This window comes from Psychrobacter sp. UBA3068 (genome assembly GCF_002366815.1).
Taxonomy (GTDB): Bacteria; Pseudomonadota; Gammaproteobacteria; order Pseudomonadales; family Moraxellaceae; genus Psychrobacter; species Psychrobacter namhaensis.
This window is the reverse complement of the sequence record NZ_DFBY01000047.1, coordinates 14549-29561: the sequence shown is the minus strand read 5'-3', so window position 1 is coordinate 29561 and position 15013 is coordinate 14549. Positions and strand designations below refer to the sequence as shown.

Annotated in this window: 15 protein-coding genes; 8 read left to right on the top strand and 7 right to left on the bottom strand. The window is 44.9% G+C overall.

Translation table 11 applies throughout. The features are described 5' to 3' along the window. Nucleotides 1–102: 102 nt before the first annotated feature. The 5 genes from dapD to B2P60_RS10980 all read left to right on the top strand — a co-directional run bounded on the left by dapD (nucleotide 103) and on the right by B2P60_RS10980 (nucleotide 4591). Nucleotides 103–924 (top strand): 2,3,4,5-tetrahydropyridine-2,6-dicarboxylate N-succinyltransferase, encoded by an 822-nt coding sequence (gene dapD, locus B2P60_RS11000; protein ID WP_286741349.1) that lies wholly within the window; start codon nucleotides 103–105, stop codon nucleotides 922–924. A 215-nt stretch (nucleotides 925–1139) separates the two neighbouring features. Further along, nucleotides 1140–1871: a 7-carboxy-7-deazaguanine synthase QueE gene (queE, locus tag B2P60_RS10995; protein WP_286741347.1), complete on the top strand. Its 732-nt coding sequence runs from the start codon at nucleotides 1140–1142 to the stop codon at nucleotides 1869–1871. 60 nt (nucleotides 1872–1931) lie between these two features. After that, on the top strand, nucleotides 1932–3086 hold the full coding sequence (locus B2P60_RS10990; RefSeq protein ID WP_286741345.1) for a multidrug resistance efflux transporter family protein: 1155 nt from the start codon (nucleotides 1932–1934) through the stop codon (nucleotides 3084–3086). A gap of 117 nt (nucleotides 3087–3203) precedes the next feature. After that, a complete protein-coding gene (locus tag B2P60_RS10985) occupies nucleotides 3204–3839 on the top strand; it encodes a trimeric intracellular cation channel family protein (RefSeq protein WP_286741344.1) in 636 nt (211 codons plus the stop codon). A gap of 86 nt (nucleotides 3840–3925) precedes the next feature. Then, on the top strand, nucleotides 3926–4591 hold the full coding sequence (locus B2P60_RS10980; protein ID WP_193006235.1) for a trimeric intracellular cation channel family protein: 666 nt from the start codon (nucleotides 3926–3928) through the stop codon (nucleotides 4589–4591). A 30-nt stretch (nucleotides 4592–4621) separates the two neighbouring features. Here B2P60_RS10980 and recJ read toward each other — a convergent pair whose 3' ends face one another. Next, nucleotides 4622–6433: a single-stranded-DNA-specific exonuclease RecJ gene (recJ, locus tag B2P60_RS10975; protein ID WP_286741341.1), complete on the bottom strand. Its 1812-nt coding sequence runs from the start codon at nucleotides 6431–6433 to the stop codon at nucleotides 4622–4624. 216 nt (nucleotides 6434–6649) lie between these two features. Between recJ and B2P60_RS10970 the strand changes: the two genes are divergently transcribed. Together B2P60_RS10970 and B2P60_RS10965 are read left to right on the top strand one after the other, a co-directional pair. Next, nucleotides 6650–7165, top strand: coding sequence for a hypothetical protein (locus B2P60_RS10970; RefSeq protein WP_193006237.1), 516 nt, complete (start codon nucleotides 6650–6652; stop codon nucleotides 7163–7165). Between the two features lie 253 nt (nucleotides 7166–7418). After that, nucleotides 7419–7808 (top strand): hypothetical protein, encoded by a 390-nt coding sequence (locus B2P60_RS10965; RefSeq protein WP_193006238.1) that lies wholly within the window; start codon nucleotides 7419–7421, stop codon nucleotides 7806–7808. Nucleotides 7809–7882: 74 nt separating this feature from the next. Here B2P60_RS10965 and B2P60_RS10960 read toward each other — a convergent pair whose 3' ends face one another. Together B2P60_RS10960 and uvrB are read right to left on the bottom strand one after the other, a co-directional pair. Continuing rightward, complete coding sequence (locus B2P60_RS10960; protein ID WP_193006239.1) at nucleotides 7883–8254, bottom strand: hypothetical protein; 372 nt, start codon at nucleotides 8252–8254, stop codon at nucleotides 7883–7885. 329 nt (nucleotides 8255–8583) lie between these two features. After that, the gene (gene uvrB, locus B2P60_RS10955) at nucleotides 8584–10695 is read right to left on the bottom strand and encodes an excinuclease ABC subunit UvrB (protein WP_230708588.1); all 2112 of its coding nucleotides are present in this window, start codon (nucleotides 10693–10695) and stop codon (nucleotides 8584–8586) included. Between the two features lie 442 nt (nucleotides 10696–11137). On the opposite strand from uvrB, the gene dps reads away from it, so the two are divergent. Beyond that, entirely contained in the window at nucleotides 11138–11620 is a 483-nt protein-coding gene (dps, locus tag B2P60_RS10950; protein ID WP_193006241.1) for a DNA starvation/stationary phase protection protein Dps, read from the top strand. Between the two features lie 176 nt (nucleotides 11621–11796). Here the strand turns inward: dps and B2P60_RS10945 are convergent, their stop codons facing one another. From B2P60_RS10945 to B2P60_RS10930, 4 genes are all read right to left on the bottom strand, one after another. After that, complete coding sequence (locus B2P60_RS10945; protein ID WP_286741336.1) at nucleotides 11797–12513, bottom strand: DUF2059 domain-containing protein; 717 nt, start codon at nucleotides 12511–12513, stop codon at nucleotides 11797–11799. A 49-nt stretch (nucleotides 12514–12562) separates the two neighbouring features. Then, nucleotides 12563–13669: a cation diffusion facilitator family transporter gene (locus B2P60_RS10940; RefSeq protein ID WP_230708592.1), complete on the bottom strand. Its 1107-nt coding sequence runs from the start codon at nucleotides 13667–13669 to the stop codon at nucleotides 12563–12565. A gap of 220 nt (nucleotides 13670–13889) precedes the next feature. Next, nucleotides 13890–14429 (bottom strand): acyl-CoA thioesterase, encoded by a 540-nt coding sequence (locus B2P60_RS10935; RefSeq protein ID WP_193006244.1) that lies wholly within the window; start codon nucleotides 14427–14429, stop codon nucleotides 13890–13892. A gap of 137 nt (nucleotides 14430–14566) precedes the next feature. Continuing rightward, nucleotides 14567–14977 carry a DUF2177 family protein gene (locus B2P60_RS10930; RefSeq protein ID WP_230708594.1) on the bottom strand — a complete coding sequence of 137 codons (411 nt, stop codon included), beginning with the start codon at nucleotides 14975–14977 and terminating at the stop codon, nucleotides 14567–14569. Nucleotides 14978–15013 lie beyond the last annotated feature (36 nt).

Sequence of the window (15013 nt, the reverse complement as noted above, 5' to 3'; positions counted from 1 at the left end):
AATTAGCGACAATACGGCAAGCAAGTTTTTAGTCCAAGTCACACCTATCCTGTAACTATAATATTTACTGTCACTTACCTTCCATTTATTTTAGGAATCTTTATGTCATTACAGCAAACCATCGAACAAGCCTTTGAAAAACGCAATGAGTATAGCCCAAGCAATATGCCACAAGACGTGCGTGATGCTATCGAACAAGTGCTTGAGCAACTAGACAACGGCAGCTTACGGGTCGCAGAAAAAAAGGACGGCGAATGGGTCGTCAATCAGTGGGCAAAAAAGGCTGTCTTACTCTCGTTCCGTCTCAACGACAACTACGTTCAAGCAGCTGGTGAGCATGTGCAGTTTTATGACAAAGTACCCACTAAGTTTGCCAACTGGACTGAAGCCCAATTTAAAGAAGCGGGCGTACGTGTTGTCCCGCCAGCGGTAGCTCGTAAAGGCTCATACATTGCAGCAGGCGCTGTACTCATGCCATCTTATGTCAATATTGGCGCTTACGTCGATCAAGGGGCGATGGTAGATACGTGGGCAACGGTTGGCTCGTGTGCTCAAATCGGTAAAAACGTGCATTTATCAGGTGGCGTTGGTATCGGTGGTGTATTAGAGCCATTACAAGCCAATCCGACTATCATCGAAGACAACTGCTTCATCGGTGCGCGCTCTGAGATCGTTGAAGGCGTGATCGTAGAAGAAGGCGCTGTTATTTCTATGGGCGTCTATATCGGTCAATCTACGCGCATCTATGACCGCGAAACGGGTGAGATTCATCGTGGCCGCGTACCAGCAGGCTCAGTTGTGGTACCAGGTAGCTTACCTTCAGAAGATGGCACGCACAGCTTATACGCCGCTATCATCGTGAAAAAAGTGGATGCACAGACCCGTGCAAAAACCGCTGTCAATGAGTTGTTGCGTTTGGACTAAACCCCTGCCAAGTACGATTTTTATTTTTAACAAAAAAAGATGCTGGAGAATGACTCCCGCATCTTTTTTGCAGCTTAATACAAGGCATTACGTTATAATCCGCCTTTTATTTTGGTTTTATTGAAACCTAGCACGGTACGATCTATAAACTGTCTTTTATTAAGAGTGACGAATGCTTAATCGCGTTGTCAACATTAACTGTATTTGAAAATATTATGAGTGAGTCACTACTACGCACATCTACCATTCCTGTCACTGACCCTGAAGCGGGTCTGCGTTTAACAGAAATCTTTTATTCATTACAAGGTGAAGCGCTAACGTCAGGCTTACCAACGATATTTGTGCGCCTCACTGGCTGTCCGCTACGCTGTGTCTATTGCGATACCGAATACGCCTTTACGGGCGGCGAGCGTCAATCATTGGACACCATTATAACGACGATCAAACGCTATCCTTGTAAACGTATCTGTCTGACGGGCGGCGAACCGTTGGCTCAGCCGAACGCCATTGCCTTAATCAAACGCTTGCTAAGCGATGGCTATGAGATCTCCCTTGAAACAGCTGGCGCCCTCACGGTAGAAAATGTACCAGCGGCCGTCAGTAAAGTGATGGATCTCAAAACACCAAGCTCAGGTGAAGCTGATAAAAACTTATGGTCAAACCTCGACTACCTCACACAGCATGACCAGATTAAGTTTGTCATCATGAATCGTGAGGATTATAACTGGGCGAAAACCAAACTGTCTGAACACAAGCTCAATGAATTGGTGGGCACGGTGTGGTTTTCTCCAATGTTCAATGTCGCAGATGATATCAATGAAGACACTGGCCCCGATGTGCCCGTTTTGGCGCGCGACCTTGCAGAATGGATATTGGCTGATGCCCTGCCCGTACGCTTTCAGTTGCAACTGCACAAAATCATTTGGGCAGACGCCAAAGGAAAATAGCAAACTAAAAGTTAAACAGCCACTATTAATCAATAATAAGCCAAGGATAAGGGCGTAGGTATGATCAAACTCATTTTATTGGGCTTATTGGCGGGTGCGTTCTTTAGTTCAACGTTTGTCCTAAACGAGCTTATGAGTGCGGCTGGTGGGCACTGGTTTTGGTCTGCAAGCCTACGTTACGCTTTTATGTGGTTGATTCTCACAGCCCTTATTGGGATGCAGCATGGCGCTGGTCGTATCAAGGCGCTGATGGCTATTTTTCGTCAACATTGGGGATTTTGGTGCATTACTGGCAGTATTGGCTTTGGTATATTTTATACGGGTATTTGCTACGCTGCTGACCATGTTGCCGGCTGGGTTGTTGCCGCGACTTTTATGTTTACAGTGGTCGCAAGCCTACTCGTATTACTGGCGTTTGGGCAGCGTTTTGATAAAAAATTCATTGTCTATGCGCTGTTAGTGTTTGTCGGGGTGGTGCTGGTGAATGTTAGTGAAGGTCTGCACGCTGCCTCGTTATTGGACAGTCAGGCAGCGCCCATGACAGACATGCTACTATACGGTGCCATACCGGCGCTAGTAGCAGCCTTTAGCTATCCCATTGGCAATCAGCTGGTTTGGCAAGTCTCTTATAATGCACGTCATCGTAGCGCTGAGCTGCGGTCTACCAAAGAAGCGCCTATTCAGCAAAGTGATATCGGCGAGCACACCAGCGCACTGATCACCGAAGCCCCTGTTTTATCGACTGACATAGATCATATGCCAGACGTAGCCGGCCCCGTACGTCTCACCTCCTCTAACCAAGCCTTGCCTAACTCATTTTTACAACATCTTATCGCGCGCATACCAGCGATTGAAACCACTTTACTGCAAAATGCTTTTAACAAAGTGTGGTTAATGACGCTTGGGAGTTTGCCATTTTGGCTGGTTTTAGGCATTATAGTGCGCCCTGATTTGCCAGACACTTCCCAACTATTCAACACGTTACTTGTCGCTTTATTGGCCGGAGTAGCAGCAACCAGTATTTTTTTGTATGCTCGCGAAAAAGCAGAAACGTCAAGTGAAGTGGCTGGCGTTGATGCAACACAAGCCAGTGAGGTGATATTCGCCTTAATTGGGGGTATGTTATTGCTCAACAACACCATACCATCGGCCATGGGCTTGATTGGGATCGGACTGATTATCGTAGGACTCATACTGTTTGCAAAAGATGGGTAAACAGGGGCCTGATACTGAGCCGCTTCTTTTTACCCTATTGGTATAACCTTTCAATATACGTTCCATTTAAAACACATACTCAAGCCACTTTGATGGGCGCTACTTGGCAACATAACCATGGTTAATGATTTGATTTTTCCTGATGTTCTATTATATTTGTTAGACATGGTGGGCGTGATTGCTTGCGCGATAGCAGGGACGCTACTGGCTCAACACAAAGGTTTGGATATCTCAGGCTGCATCTTGGTTTCTATGGTCAATGCCATCGGTGGTGGTACGCTGCGTGATATGGCGCTTGATCGTCATCCACTATTTTGGATGACGGATCTCAATTATGTGATCGTCATTACAGTGACATCACTGATACTACAGATGTTCTTTCACCTGTATCATAAAATTGATAATGCCCTTAAACTCTTTGACGCCATTGGACTGGCAGCTTTTAGTGTGATTGGCTTTAAGGTGGCATTGACGCAGGACATGTCCCCTATCATCGCTATTATGATGGGTGTTTGGACGGCCATTGTCGGTGGTCTGCTACGCGACATTATCTGTAATGAGATACCGCTGGTACTACAGCGTGAGATTTATATCACTGCCAGCATTGCAGGATCTGTCACATATTTACTTTTACAATCCTTCGGTGTCAACGCTGGTATCAATGAGTTCATTATGCTATTTGTTATCTTTGCAGTGCGGATGCTAGCGCTTAGATTTGATTGGCATCTGCCCTCTATTCGCTTGGTGGCTTAAAAGGCCTTTAACACCACTGTAGAATGGGTTTACGCTTAGTGCTCCCCCTACCGCTTGATAATATTCACAATGAGTGAGATTTGCGCATGTTGGCTATCGCATTGGACCCTGCAGCACTGATCACCACCTTTGACCCGCGCTCTTTGATTTACTTGTTTGACATGATCGGCATTGTCGCTTGTAGTGTGTCGGGCACAATACTGGCCAAGCACAAAAACTTTGATGTGTTCGGCTGCTTACTGGTGTCCATTGTGACCGCTATCGGTGGCGGCACAGTGCGAGACGTCATTTTAAATCGTCATCCATTATTTTGGATGGTAGACATGAGCTACCTTACCGTCATCACTATATCTTCTTTAGTGATGCAAATATTTTTTCACCCTAACTCTCGCCGCGTCGATAAATTCCTCAAACTCTCAGATACCATTGGCCTGTCCGCTTTTACGTTAATTGGTATCAAGGTTGCCGTTGGCATGGGGGCAAATGTTCCGGTGGCCTTACTGCTAGGTGTCATTACCATTGTGGTGGGCGGCATCATTCGCGATATGATTTGCAACGAGATTCCGCTGGTGTTACAGCAAGAGATTTATATTACCGCTGCATTGACTGGCGGCATTCTCTATTTTGTCCTACACCATCTTGGTGTGACCGCTTGGGTTACGGATATCGCGACTATGAGTACGATCTTTACCTTACGCATGCTCGCGATACGCTATGATTGGCAGTTTCCGACATTGGAATGGAAGTATTAAAAGCACTTCACTTTAAAAATAATGAAGCTCTTAGGTCTTTTCTACCACCGCCAAGTCTTTGACCATCAGCTGCAAGCTTTGTTTGCCATTCCATTCATTGATGTCCAACTGAAATAACACATGCACTTGTTTGGCGCGGTAATCCCAAACGCTGCTATCAAAATTAAAATAAATCGCCTCAATCGGATACTGTACATCAGGATAACGCAGCGATAGCTTGAGATGCTTGTCTTTTAACACCTTAAAACTCAACACTTCAAACACGCCATCAAATATCGGCGGCGCAAAACCATGCCCCCAAATATTGGCATCAGCTAACTGCTCTGCAAACCACAAGCTAAAGTCACTCGCTTGTAATGGGCCATCGGTGAATTTCTGCTCTGCAAACACGTCATCATTCATCTGCGACATGACTTCATCAAAAGCTGCTACAAATGCCTCAAAATTCCCGCGCTTAAGGGTCAAGCCTGCGGCCATCGCGTGTCCACCAAAGTGACTGATAAGATCGGGGTAACGCTCAGCGACTTGTTCAATCGCATCACGAATATGCACGCCAGCGATAGAACGCGCTGAGCCTTTGATGGCATCGTCATCGCCCGTACGCTGTGTGTCTGCTGGCGCAAAAACAATGCTGGGTAGATAATGACTTTCTTTTAAACGACCAGCGACAATGCCAATCACGCCTTGATGCCAGTCATCTTGGTACAAAACAATACTACGCTTATGATCGTTGACGGCTTTTTTCTCAGGCTTACTCTGAACGATAACATCGCGACTTTCATCAGTGTCAGTATCAACACCATCAGCCAATGTTTGAACAATACTGTCAGCTTGTGTGCGCATCTCGCCTTCTACTTGACGACGGGTACGATTTAGCTGCTCAAGCTCCTGTGCTAGACGCTGCGCAGTGCCCCAATCTTCAGTCAATAAACACTCAATCCCGATACGCATGTTATCCATACGTCCAGCAGCGTTGATACGCGGACCTAAGACAAAACCAAAATCCTGTGCGTGTAATTGCTTGGGGTCACGTCCGGCTTGTTCTAATAAGGCTAAGATGCCTAAGCAGCAACGTCCTTGGCGAATAGCAGCAAGTCCATGATGCACTAAGATACGGTTGTTTTTATCCAGCACACCAACATCAGCAATCGTACCAAGCGCCACTAAGTCTAAGTACTGACTGACTTGTACCGTAGACTTGCCAGCTGTACGGCGCAGTTTGGCCAGTCGCCCGAGCACATAAAAGGCCACGCCTACCCCAACCAGCGCCTTACTGGTAAAGCTGCAATCAAGCTGATTGGGATTGACCACGGCCTCTGCAGGCGGTGTTTCTTTCGTCGTTAGATGATGGTCAGTAATAATGACCGTTATACCATCTGCCTGCGCGCGCGCCACGCCCTCATGACTAGAAATGCCGTTGTCTACCGTCACTATCATGTCCGGCTGATAAGTTTCGATACCCAACTCAACAATCTCTGGTGTCAAACCATAGCCGTATTTGAAGCGATCCGGTACTAAGAAATCAACCACCGCGCCCATTTTTGTGAGCGCGCGCATCATCAGCGCCGTGCTGGTCGCGCCATCACAGTCAAAGTCACCAACGATTAAGATGCGCTGTTGGGCATCAATCGCCTCATCTAGTAGACGTACCGCTTCTGTGACACCGTGCAGCATCTCAGCGGGCAACAGACCAGATAGTCCCGTATCAAGCTCGGTAAGTTCAGTGATACCGCGGCCTGCGTACAGACGAGCAAGCGTTAATGATTGGGCAGCAAGTGGTTGCAACGCGACAGGCAACTCGTCAATGCGAGTATGGATATAGCGGGGAGTTAAATTTAGCATGGACGTATTCTACTGGCTTTACGAGAGGCTCACAACGACAATTTTTAACGTCTCAGTCCATAAGATCACCTCGTACTTACAAAAACGGTGCATAGTGACGTAATTTTCTGCATTTTGCTACAAAGCTATGATTGTATGACGCTTATAAATCCATAGAATAGGAGTCATCTGAAGTATTTGTTCTCTATTTTAATCAATTTTTTATAAGGAAATCCTATGAAAACGACACCACTCGCTGAAAAACTACCAGACACCATTGATCCAAATCTAGACCTTGATAAAGTCAAAAAAGAATGCCAAAAATTAGTAAAGAAGCGTGCTAGAGTGTCAGCTGGGGTGGCTATTGTACCGGTGCCATTTTTTGATGTCGCAGTTGATGCGGGCATGCTTACTCAACTTGTCCCTGAGATCAGTGAACGTTTTGGTTTGATTGAAGATCGCAAATCAGCGATTGACTTACAATCAAAAGAAGTCCACTGGCGTGCGGTTAAGGATCGTACGGTAGACTTTGCGGGCCTCATGGCGACACGTGGCCTCGTCAAAAAAACCATTCAAACTTTCGGTGGTCGTATCGCAGCCAAACAAGTAACGAAGTTTGTTCCACTAGGCGGACAACTGGTTGCCGCAACGATGGGTTACACCATCTTTAAGAAAATCGCCAACGACCACATCAATGACTGCTATAAATTGGCCAAAGACATCCAAAAAAAGCAACACGGTAAAAATGTCTAACCCCAGTTAGTCAGTTCTGCATCATGTTCACCAGTTAAGATGTTGAGTCTTAACTGGTTTTTTGTTGCCTAACGCTAAAACTGCTAAGACTGCTAAGACTGCTAAGACTGACGCTTAATCAGGATGACATCATAAGTCCTATCGTTTTTCCTGTGTAAGTTATGAATAACGCGGTTAAAAATATGCAATAATCACAAACGTTTTCAAACAGCGCGCTTTTGATTTCCACTCAAAAAACTTAAAGGACTTTCCTATGAAAAAATACGTTGCTTCCACCCTCTTACTCGCTACTTTTGCCTTAACTGGCTGTACCACGACAGGTGGTGTTAATAACAGTACAGGTAATGCTATCGGTACAGCAAACGAGATTGGTATGAACGTCTTTAAAGCAGCCATTGACAATCAGTGCCGTAGCCAAATTGAGAAACAAAACGCGTGGCGTATTGCGAGTGTGGCCATGACTGAGACGCAGGAGGAAGCGGTAAAGAGTAATGTTTGCGGCTGTGTCAGTGAGCAAGCACCGCAGCAAGTCACCATTGTGGAACTGGGAAATGCGGCTATAGACTCGCAATATCGCACGCAGCTGGTAGCGAGAGTCGTCGCAAAGTCCCTACAAAGCTGCTACGCAAGTTTTACCAAATAAGCCGCTAAAAATAAAAAAAGGGAGACGTGAAATATAACGCTCCCTTTTTTCTACAAGTTTGAATACCGCTCATACTATAGGTCAGTAGGTGGCTTAGAAGGTAAAGCGGCTGTGGAAGGTAATACCTTATTTCGACGAAAATACTTGGAAGAGCCATCGATAATTTTGCTCACTTCTTTGATCAGATCATCGATGACATCATCATAAACACCATGATTCAGCTCAGTCTCAAATGAGGTAAAAGGATGTTTACGTGATGCTGAGCTGACTTCTGTCACCCCTTCTTTGCTATAAAAAATATCGACACGACCATCACTATTTAACACGCAGTTTAGTAGACCACCTTCAAGCTCCATCTCGACGCGCTCAGGCATAAAAATATAATCATCTACATCAATGAGCTTCTTTTCTACTTCTCGTTTAAAAAACGATTTGATATCAAACATAGACCGTTCCTTCACTTAAAAATTTATAAAATACGTTAGCACGCCTGACTTTGTAATCCACGTCTAGCATTTATCTGTATGCTTTGTCGCTCGTGCCTTATGTATTTAGCCTATAAGATACGTAGGCATTTTTTAAGGTGGGATATGTAAAACTGCGTTTGATGTTAGTAAAAATGTACTGTCAATATTCGTTCTCTTCATAGATATCGGGTGCTGTTTCAAATACAAGCCAGCTTTTAAGCCCTACAAAACATTGACACAAAAAAAGTGAGTCACAAACACTGTGCAACTCACCTTTTTTACTTCTAAATACTATCCAAACTAAACGGCTAGATTAGATGCGCTTTAAGCTCAAGCACCTTATCACGTGTTTTTGCGGCTTCCTCAAACTTTAGGTCACGCGACATTTGCTGCATCTGTTTTTCCAAACGCTTAATCTCTTTGGCCAATAAATCCGGACTACGCAAGATATTAATATCGACATCAGGCAGGTTACTCTTAACTGGAATGGCTTGATTGTCATTGGCATCCAAGCTCTCACCTGTATCAATCTTATCGGTGATACTACGGCGCGCGCCTTTTGGCGTGATGTTATGCTCAAGGTTAAAAGCAATCTGCTTGTCACGGCGACGATCCGTCTCATCTATCGCTTTTTGCATACTTGGTGTGATGCGATCGGCATAGAGAATGGCCTTACCATTTAAGTGACGCGCAGCACGACCAATGGTCTGAATGAGGGAGCGCTCAGAACGCAAAAATCCCTCTTTATCTGCATCAAATATAGCAACCAATGACACCTCTGGCATATCCAAGCCTTCACGCAATAGGTTAATACCCACCAAGACATCATGGACGCCAGTGCGCAGCTCATGAATAATCTGCATACGCTCAACCGTATCGATATCTGAATGCAAATACGCCACTTTGACATCATATTCTTTGAGATAACTGGTTAAGTCCTCTGACATGCGTTTGGTCAAAGTGGTAATCAGTACGCGCTCATCTTTTTCGCGGCGCTTGGTAATCTCGGATAGCACATCATCGACCTGCGTCAACACAGGACGTATCTCAATCTCAGGATCGATCAGGCCCGTGGGACGTACCACTTGCTCGACGACTTGTTCGCTATGCTCTAACTCATACAACGCAGGCGTCGCACTCACATAAATCGTCTTGGGTTTGATACGTTCCCATTCTTCAAACTTCATGGGACGGTTATTCATCGCACTTGGTAGACGAAACCCATAATTGACTAAGTTCTCTTTACGGGATCTATCGCCTTTATACATCGCCCCAATCTGCGAGACAGTCACATGTGACTCATCAAGGAATAGCAGCGCATCCTCTGGAATATAATCAAACAACGTCGGCGGCGCTTCTCCTGATGGACGACCAGACAGATGCTGCGAGTAGTTTTCGATACCGTTACAGTAGCCAAGCTGCTGAATCATCTCAAGATCATATTGCGTACGCTCTTTAAGGCGCTGCGCTTCAACCAGCTTATTGTTATCACGGAAATACTCCAAACGCGGCTCTAACTCTTCACGAATCGTATGACTCGCCGCTTCTAGTTTATTGCGCGGTGTCACATAATGTGACTTTGGATAAATCGTAATACGGGGCACGCTACGTACGGTCTTGCCTGTTAACGGATCAAACCATGTGATTTTTTCCACTTCATTGTCAAATAAGTGCACCCGTACAGCCAGTTGCTCAGATTCAGCAGGATAGATATCGAGTAGCTCACCGCGCAAGCGATACGTACCACGGCCAAAGTCCAGCTCGTTACGCGTGTATTGCATTTCGACCAGACGTTTAATCGTCGCCGTACGATCTATTTGATCACCAACGACCACATGTAGTAGCATTTTTAGATAGCTTTCTGGATCACCCAAACCATAGATACAAGATACCGAGGCGACAATAATCGCATCGCGGCGCTCTAACAAGGCACGCGTGGCTGACAAGCGCATCTGATCAATGTGATCATTAATGGCGCTGTCTTTTTCGATAAAAGTATCACTAGCGGCGACATAAGCTTCAGGCTGATAGTAGTCATAATAACTGACGAAATATTCGACCGCATTATTGGGGAAAAATGACTTAAACTCGCCATATAGCTGCGCGGCGAGCGTCTTGTTGTGCGCCATGATAATGGTCGGCCGTTGACACTCAGAGATGACCTTCGCCATTGTATAGGTTTTACCAGAACCAGTCACACCCAGTAGCAACTGCTCATCCATTCCAGAATTGATACCGCCAACGAGCTTTTTGATCGCTTGGGGCTGATCGCCTGCTGGTTCAAAATCCGTCACCATCTCAAAGGCACGACTCGATATTTGCGTCCCTGACGCATTAACACCACTAATTTCAGCCTCGCCTTGGAGCTGAGTGGCCAACTGGTTTAACTGACGCGACGAGCGCGGTTCAGGCATTCGCATAATGGCTTACTTCTTTTGAAAGTTTATAACAATATGGGGTCTGAATATCGATTTTTAAAGGATGATTACGAGCTTTGTCTATGACTTGCCGTGGAAAATACGAACCCGTATCTAAGCATATAAAGTGACTCTTAATTATATAATTATAAGCACCCCCTTTATAAGAGCACCCTTTATAAGTGCACTATCCATAAAAGCATTACTGCTAAGTGTGCCTAAGATAGTTATATAAAACGCACATAGCATCCACTCCATTTACAAAGCTTTTCATGGTTAACAAACTCATTACACGACCACCTAACAAAGCATAACGCTTAAGGGTTTCATACCCTATTTAAGCTGGTATGATTTATAACGAATCAACAAGCAGTACCGACGTAAAATATCAATAAAAACAAGCTAGACATCCATTCAATAAAATAACGATATAACGGAGTAAAATATGAGAGAACGTTACGCAAGTGGTATTAATGATGAAACTGCCAAAAAAATGGTTGATCTGCTAAACGCTAACTTAGCAAATCTAATTGATTTGAGCATGGACAGTAAGCAATGCCACTGGAACCTACAAGGCACAGGCTTTATCGGTGTGCATCAGCTATTAGACGATACTTATGAGCGTTTGACAGAGGGTTATGACACTGTGGCTGAACGTATTGTTATCTTGGGCGGCAAAGCAAATGGGATCTCAAAGCGTGTGGTTGAAGATTCTATTTTGGAAACTTATCCTACTGATATTACCGAAGTCGATCAACATGTCCGTGAGCTTACCAACCGCTATAAAACAATCGCCGCCTCACTACGCGAAGCGATCGATACTGCAGGCGAAGCCGGAGACGAAGATACCGCTGACGTACTGACAGAAGTAAGCCGTATCATCGATAAAGATGCGTGGTTCATTGGTGCCAACGCGCCAAAGAAATAAGCTTTCATAATCTAAATTATTGAAAGTTGAGCGTGATAAAAGATAAAACACAAAAAAGGTCGCCTAAAATAGGCGGCCTTTTTTAGATGCGTCTGAGCTTTTTTTTAACGTCTGACTTTTAACGCCTGATACTAGCCGAATTCCGGAAAATCACGTGTAAACCTTTCAGACTTCAACTAAAAGATACCTTTGATAATTTGTTTCATCTGCGGCAGTAATGCTTCTAACTGCCCTTCAGCTTTGCTGGTATCGTCAGGTAGTGATTGCTTTAAAAAATCTGCCGTGATTTGTGGCTGCTTGGCTAAAATACTTTGACCGATTACCGTATCGTAAAACCCGATCTGGGCATCGACTTCTGCCTGCGTGTAATAAGTCTTCGCCGCATTGACGTAAGCTTGGGTCAATGTTTGCTCATTAGCTGCTTCACCAATACTCTCGGTCATTATTTTGCTGTATTGACCCAAAACATTTTGTATTTGTTCTTGCAGCTCACGCTGGCGCGTACTTGACGCTTTATTTTCTGGTAAATGTTTTCTATTTTGGGCTTGTTCGTGAATGGCTTCGATAGTGGCTTTTTGCCCTTTGACGATAGATTTTATTTGCTCATCGATGTGCATCACTTGCATCAACTTAATGACAGACGCATCCGTCGGTGCAGTCATGTTATGACTCCGATTAACCACCCACATTTTAAAGACATCACTATTAAACGCCTCTGTCTGCTCAGAAGTCACTACTTGCTGCTGAGTAGGCTCGCTATGAATAATCAGTTCAGCATTCGCCTGTGTCAGGCTGCCTACTATCAGCGCCATCCATAGTGCCCTGCTCAATACTTGCGTGATGGGCAGACACATACTCGTGTTTTTAATAACTGCCTGTAGACGGTATCTCATAGAACACTCTCGCTATTAAGCATGTCAGTCGTGCTTTTACTTTAGTGATTTAGCGGCTAGATAAATTCAGTACGTCAGCACTGGGTGCCGAGAGTGTTAAAATAGCCTCTTGAAACAGGGGATTGGCACGGAACTGGTTCTCAATGTCTTCAAATTTTTGCGCGATCTCTTTTTCTTTTTGATTACCCGCGATGTCTACTGCCGCCACCATAAATATTTTTTTGGGACCTACCCATTCTAAATGTAGGTACGAGACGCTATCAATGTCTGGATGATTGAGCAGCTCACTCAATACGTAGGTATGTATTCTATCTGATACTTTATACCCCACCAAAAAATCCCGATTACGACTGATCAGAAAGATAGCCACCACGCCTAGTAGTAGCCCCACGATAATAGAACCTAATGCATCCCAAAACGGCTGACCTGTATAAGCATGCATGCCCATCGCTGCCGCAGCAATAACCAAACCAATCACAGCAGCCAAATCTTCAAAAAATACGCCGCGTAGTGTTGGGTTTGACGTATCGACCACATAACCGATGGCGCTGATATTAATTGCTTCACCGTGCTTTTTACTTTGGAGGTAAGCTTGTACTAAAGAAAATCCTTCAAGGACAAAAGCTACGGCCAATATAATAAAACCAATCGTATAATTGGTCTCACTCTCTGGTGCGTTCCACTCAGTGATGCCCGTATAAATAGACACAATAGAGCCTGCCATAAAAACGCCAAAAGCGGCAATCATTGACCAAACGTAGGATTCTTTACCGTAGCCTAGCGGATGGTTTGCGTCCGCCGGTTTGACGGCTTTTTTTTCAGCGACAATTAATAATGTGCCATTGCCTGCATCGGCCCAAGAGTGAGCGGACTCCGCTATCATAGAAGCAGAACCAGTCATGAATGCGGCGATGGTTTTTGCAATCGCAATGATAAGGTTTGCCCCAACGGCAATCAACACCGTCACCAATGAGCCAGAGTGTTGCTTATCTTTGTTTGGTACGGTTTCAGAAGAACCATTAGAGTCCGAATGAGTCAGAGCAGCAGAAGTGCGGTCAATGTTGATCTGGCTTATACCACGAGAACGCCTCGTGTGCGGCGTGGATTGATGAGTAGCAGGACTAGGTAAATTGTCTTTTGATGGCTTCAAACTCATAATAGCCTCAGTAAAATAACATCTGTTTAACCACTGTCTTCAAAACAGACTGACTATGTCGTAGGACTGACTTTAGCGGTCCCAATGCCTGACATAAAAGTTCGCGTATTCTTAGATAAAGCGTCAGTAGATTTTTAGGGTGTGGGGAGTAATTTTAGATGATTCGCGGTGGACAAACTGTCTGTTAAGCCGTTGTTTGCCGTTCTATGCAAACTGGCTTTTATTGATCCCGCTCTCCGATCATATCTCCCTCTCCAAAATCGCAGCTTGGACGATGTGAGCTTTCCATACGCAAGTTTTTACGTTCCAGCGCGGCGTCAGCGCGGCACTGCTGCATCTCATTTTTAATATTAAGCGGTGGCGCAGGTGTCGGCTTGCCATTGTCATCAATAGCCACCATCGTAAAATAACAACTGTTGGTATGGCGCACTGTGCGGGCTCGGACGTCTTCTGCTTCGACTCGAATGCCAATCTCCATTGAGGTATTTCCTACATAATTGACACTTGCGGCAAAAGTCACCAACTCACCAACATAGATAGGCTCACGGAACATGACCTGATCCACAGACAAGGTCACTACGTAGTTACCGCTATAGCGACTGGCACAGGCATAAGCGACCTGATCAAGCATCTTTAGCAAATCCCCACCATGGACGTTACCGATGAAGTTCGCCATATCTGGTGTCATGAGTATCGACATATATAGCTCATGGTTTAAAGGGGCTTTTTTGGCAGTCGAGCTGGTATTATATTGCGGCATAACGATCCTCAAATTGTCTAAAACTTATTTATTATGAGTATCAGTTATACAGTAGCGTCCGACACAGCTCAAACAGTCATCTGTCGACTAATGGTCTAAGTTATGTAAATTTTCAACTTGATCGTGGTGACAGCCCTTTAGGTCAACCAATGAAAGCGGTAAGCAAGCCAAGCAACCATCGCACTAACTGAGCCTGTTAAAATACCACCCCAAGCAAAATCAACTAACGCTGTGTCTAAGGTAAAGCCTTTATACAGGGCCAAACTGGTAAAGTCATACGTCCCATAAGCCATCAGCCCAATTAAGCCACCGAGTAAGAAAATATGACCGATTGAAGTGCCCGCTTTGATTTGTGGGTACAGGATCAATATACAAAGCGCCAATATGTAAAACATATAAAACACACCTGCGGCGACCATATTTGGCTCATCAGCCAATAAGTGACCGATACGTGCCTCATAAAAAGCCCCTTTCATAGTCGTTAACCAAACCGCATCAACGCCCAAAAATATGACCACAGCAGCAAGATAGACAAATACGTATCCCATAACCACATCCTTGTATTAAGATTATTGTCGGCACCA

Coding starts and splice junctions, on each gene's coding strand:
- dapD (WP_286741349.1), top strand. CDS start 103: ATGTCATTACAGCAAACCATCGAACAAGCCTTTGAAAAACGCAATGAG.
- queE (WP_286741347.1), top strand. CDS start 1,140: ATGAGTGAGTCACTACTACGCACATCTACCATTCCTGTCACTGACCCT.
- B2P60_RS10990 (WP_286741345.1), top strand. CDS start 1,932: ATGATCAAACTCATTTTATTGGGCTTATTGGCGGGTGCGTTCTTTAGT.
- B2P60_RS10985 (WP_286741344.1), top strand. CDS start 3,204: ATGGTTAATGATTTGATTTTTCCTGATGTTCTATTATATTTGTTAGAC.
- B2P60_RS10980 (WP_193006235.1), top strand. CDS start 3,926: ATGTTGGCTATCGCATTGGACCCTGCAGCACTGATCACCACCTTTGAC.
- recJ (WP_286741341.1), bottom strand. CDS start 6,433: ATGCTAAATTTAACTCCCCGCTATATCCATACTCGCATTGACGAGTTG.
- B2P60_RS10970 (WP_193006237.1), top strand. CDS start 6,650: ATGAAAACGACACCACTCGCTGAAAAACTACCAGACACCATTGATCCA.
- B2P60_RS10965 (WP_193006238.1), top strand. CDS start 7,419: ATGAAAAAATACGTTGCTTCCACCCTCTTACTCGCTACTTTTGCCTTA.
- B2P60_RS10960 (WP_193006239.1), bottom strand. CDS start 8,254: ATGTTTGATATCAAATCGTTTTTTAAACGAGAAGTAGAAAAGAAGCTC.
- uvrB (WP_230708588.1), bottom strand. CDS start 10,695: ATGCGAATGCCTGAACCGCGCTCGTCGCGTCAGTTAAACCAGTTGGCC.
- dps (WP_193006241.1), top strand. CDS start 11,138: ATGAGAGAACGTTACGCAAGTGGTATTAATGATGAAACTGCCAAAAAA.
- B2P60_RS10945 (WP_286741336.1), bottom strand. CDS start 12,513: ATGAGATACCGTCTACAGGCAGTTATTAAAAACACGAGTATGTGTCTG.
- B2P60_RS10940 (WP_230708592.1), bottom strand. CDS start 13,669: ATGAGTTTGAAGCCATCAAAAGACAATTTACCTAGTCCTGCTACTCAT.
- B2P60_RS10935 (WP_193006244.1), bottom strand. CDS start 14,429: ATGCCGCAATATAATACCAGCTCGACTGCCAAAAAAGCCCCTTTAAAC.
- B2P60_RS10930 (WP_230708594.1), bottom strand. CDS start 14,977: ATGGGATACGTATTTGTCTATCTTGCTGCTGTGGTCATATTTTTGGGC.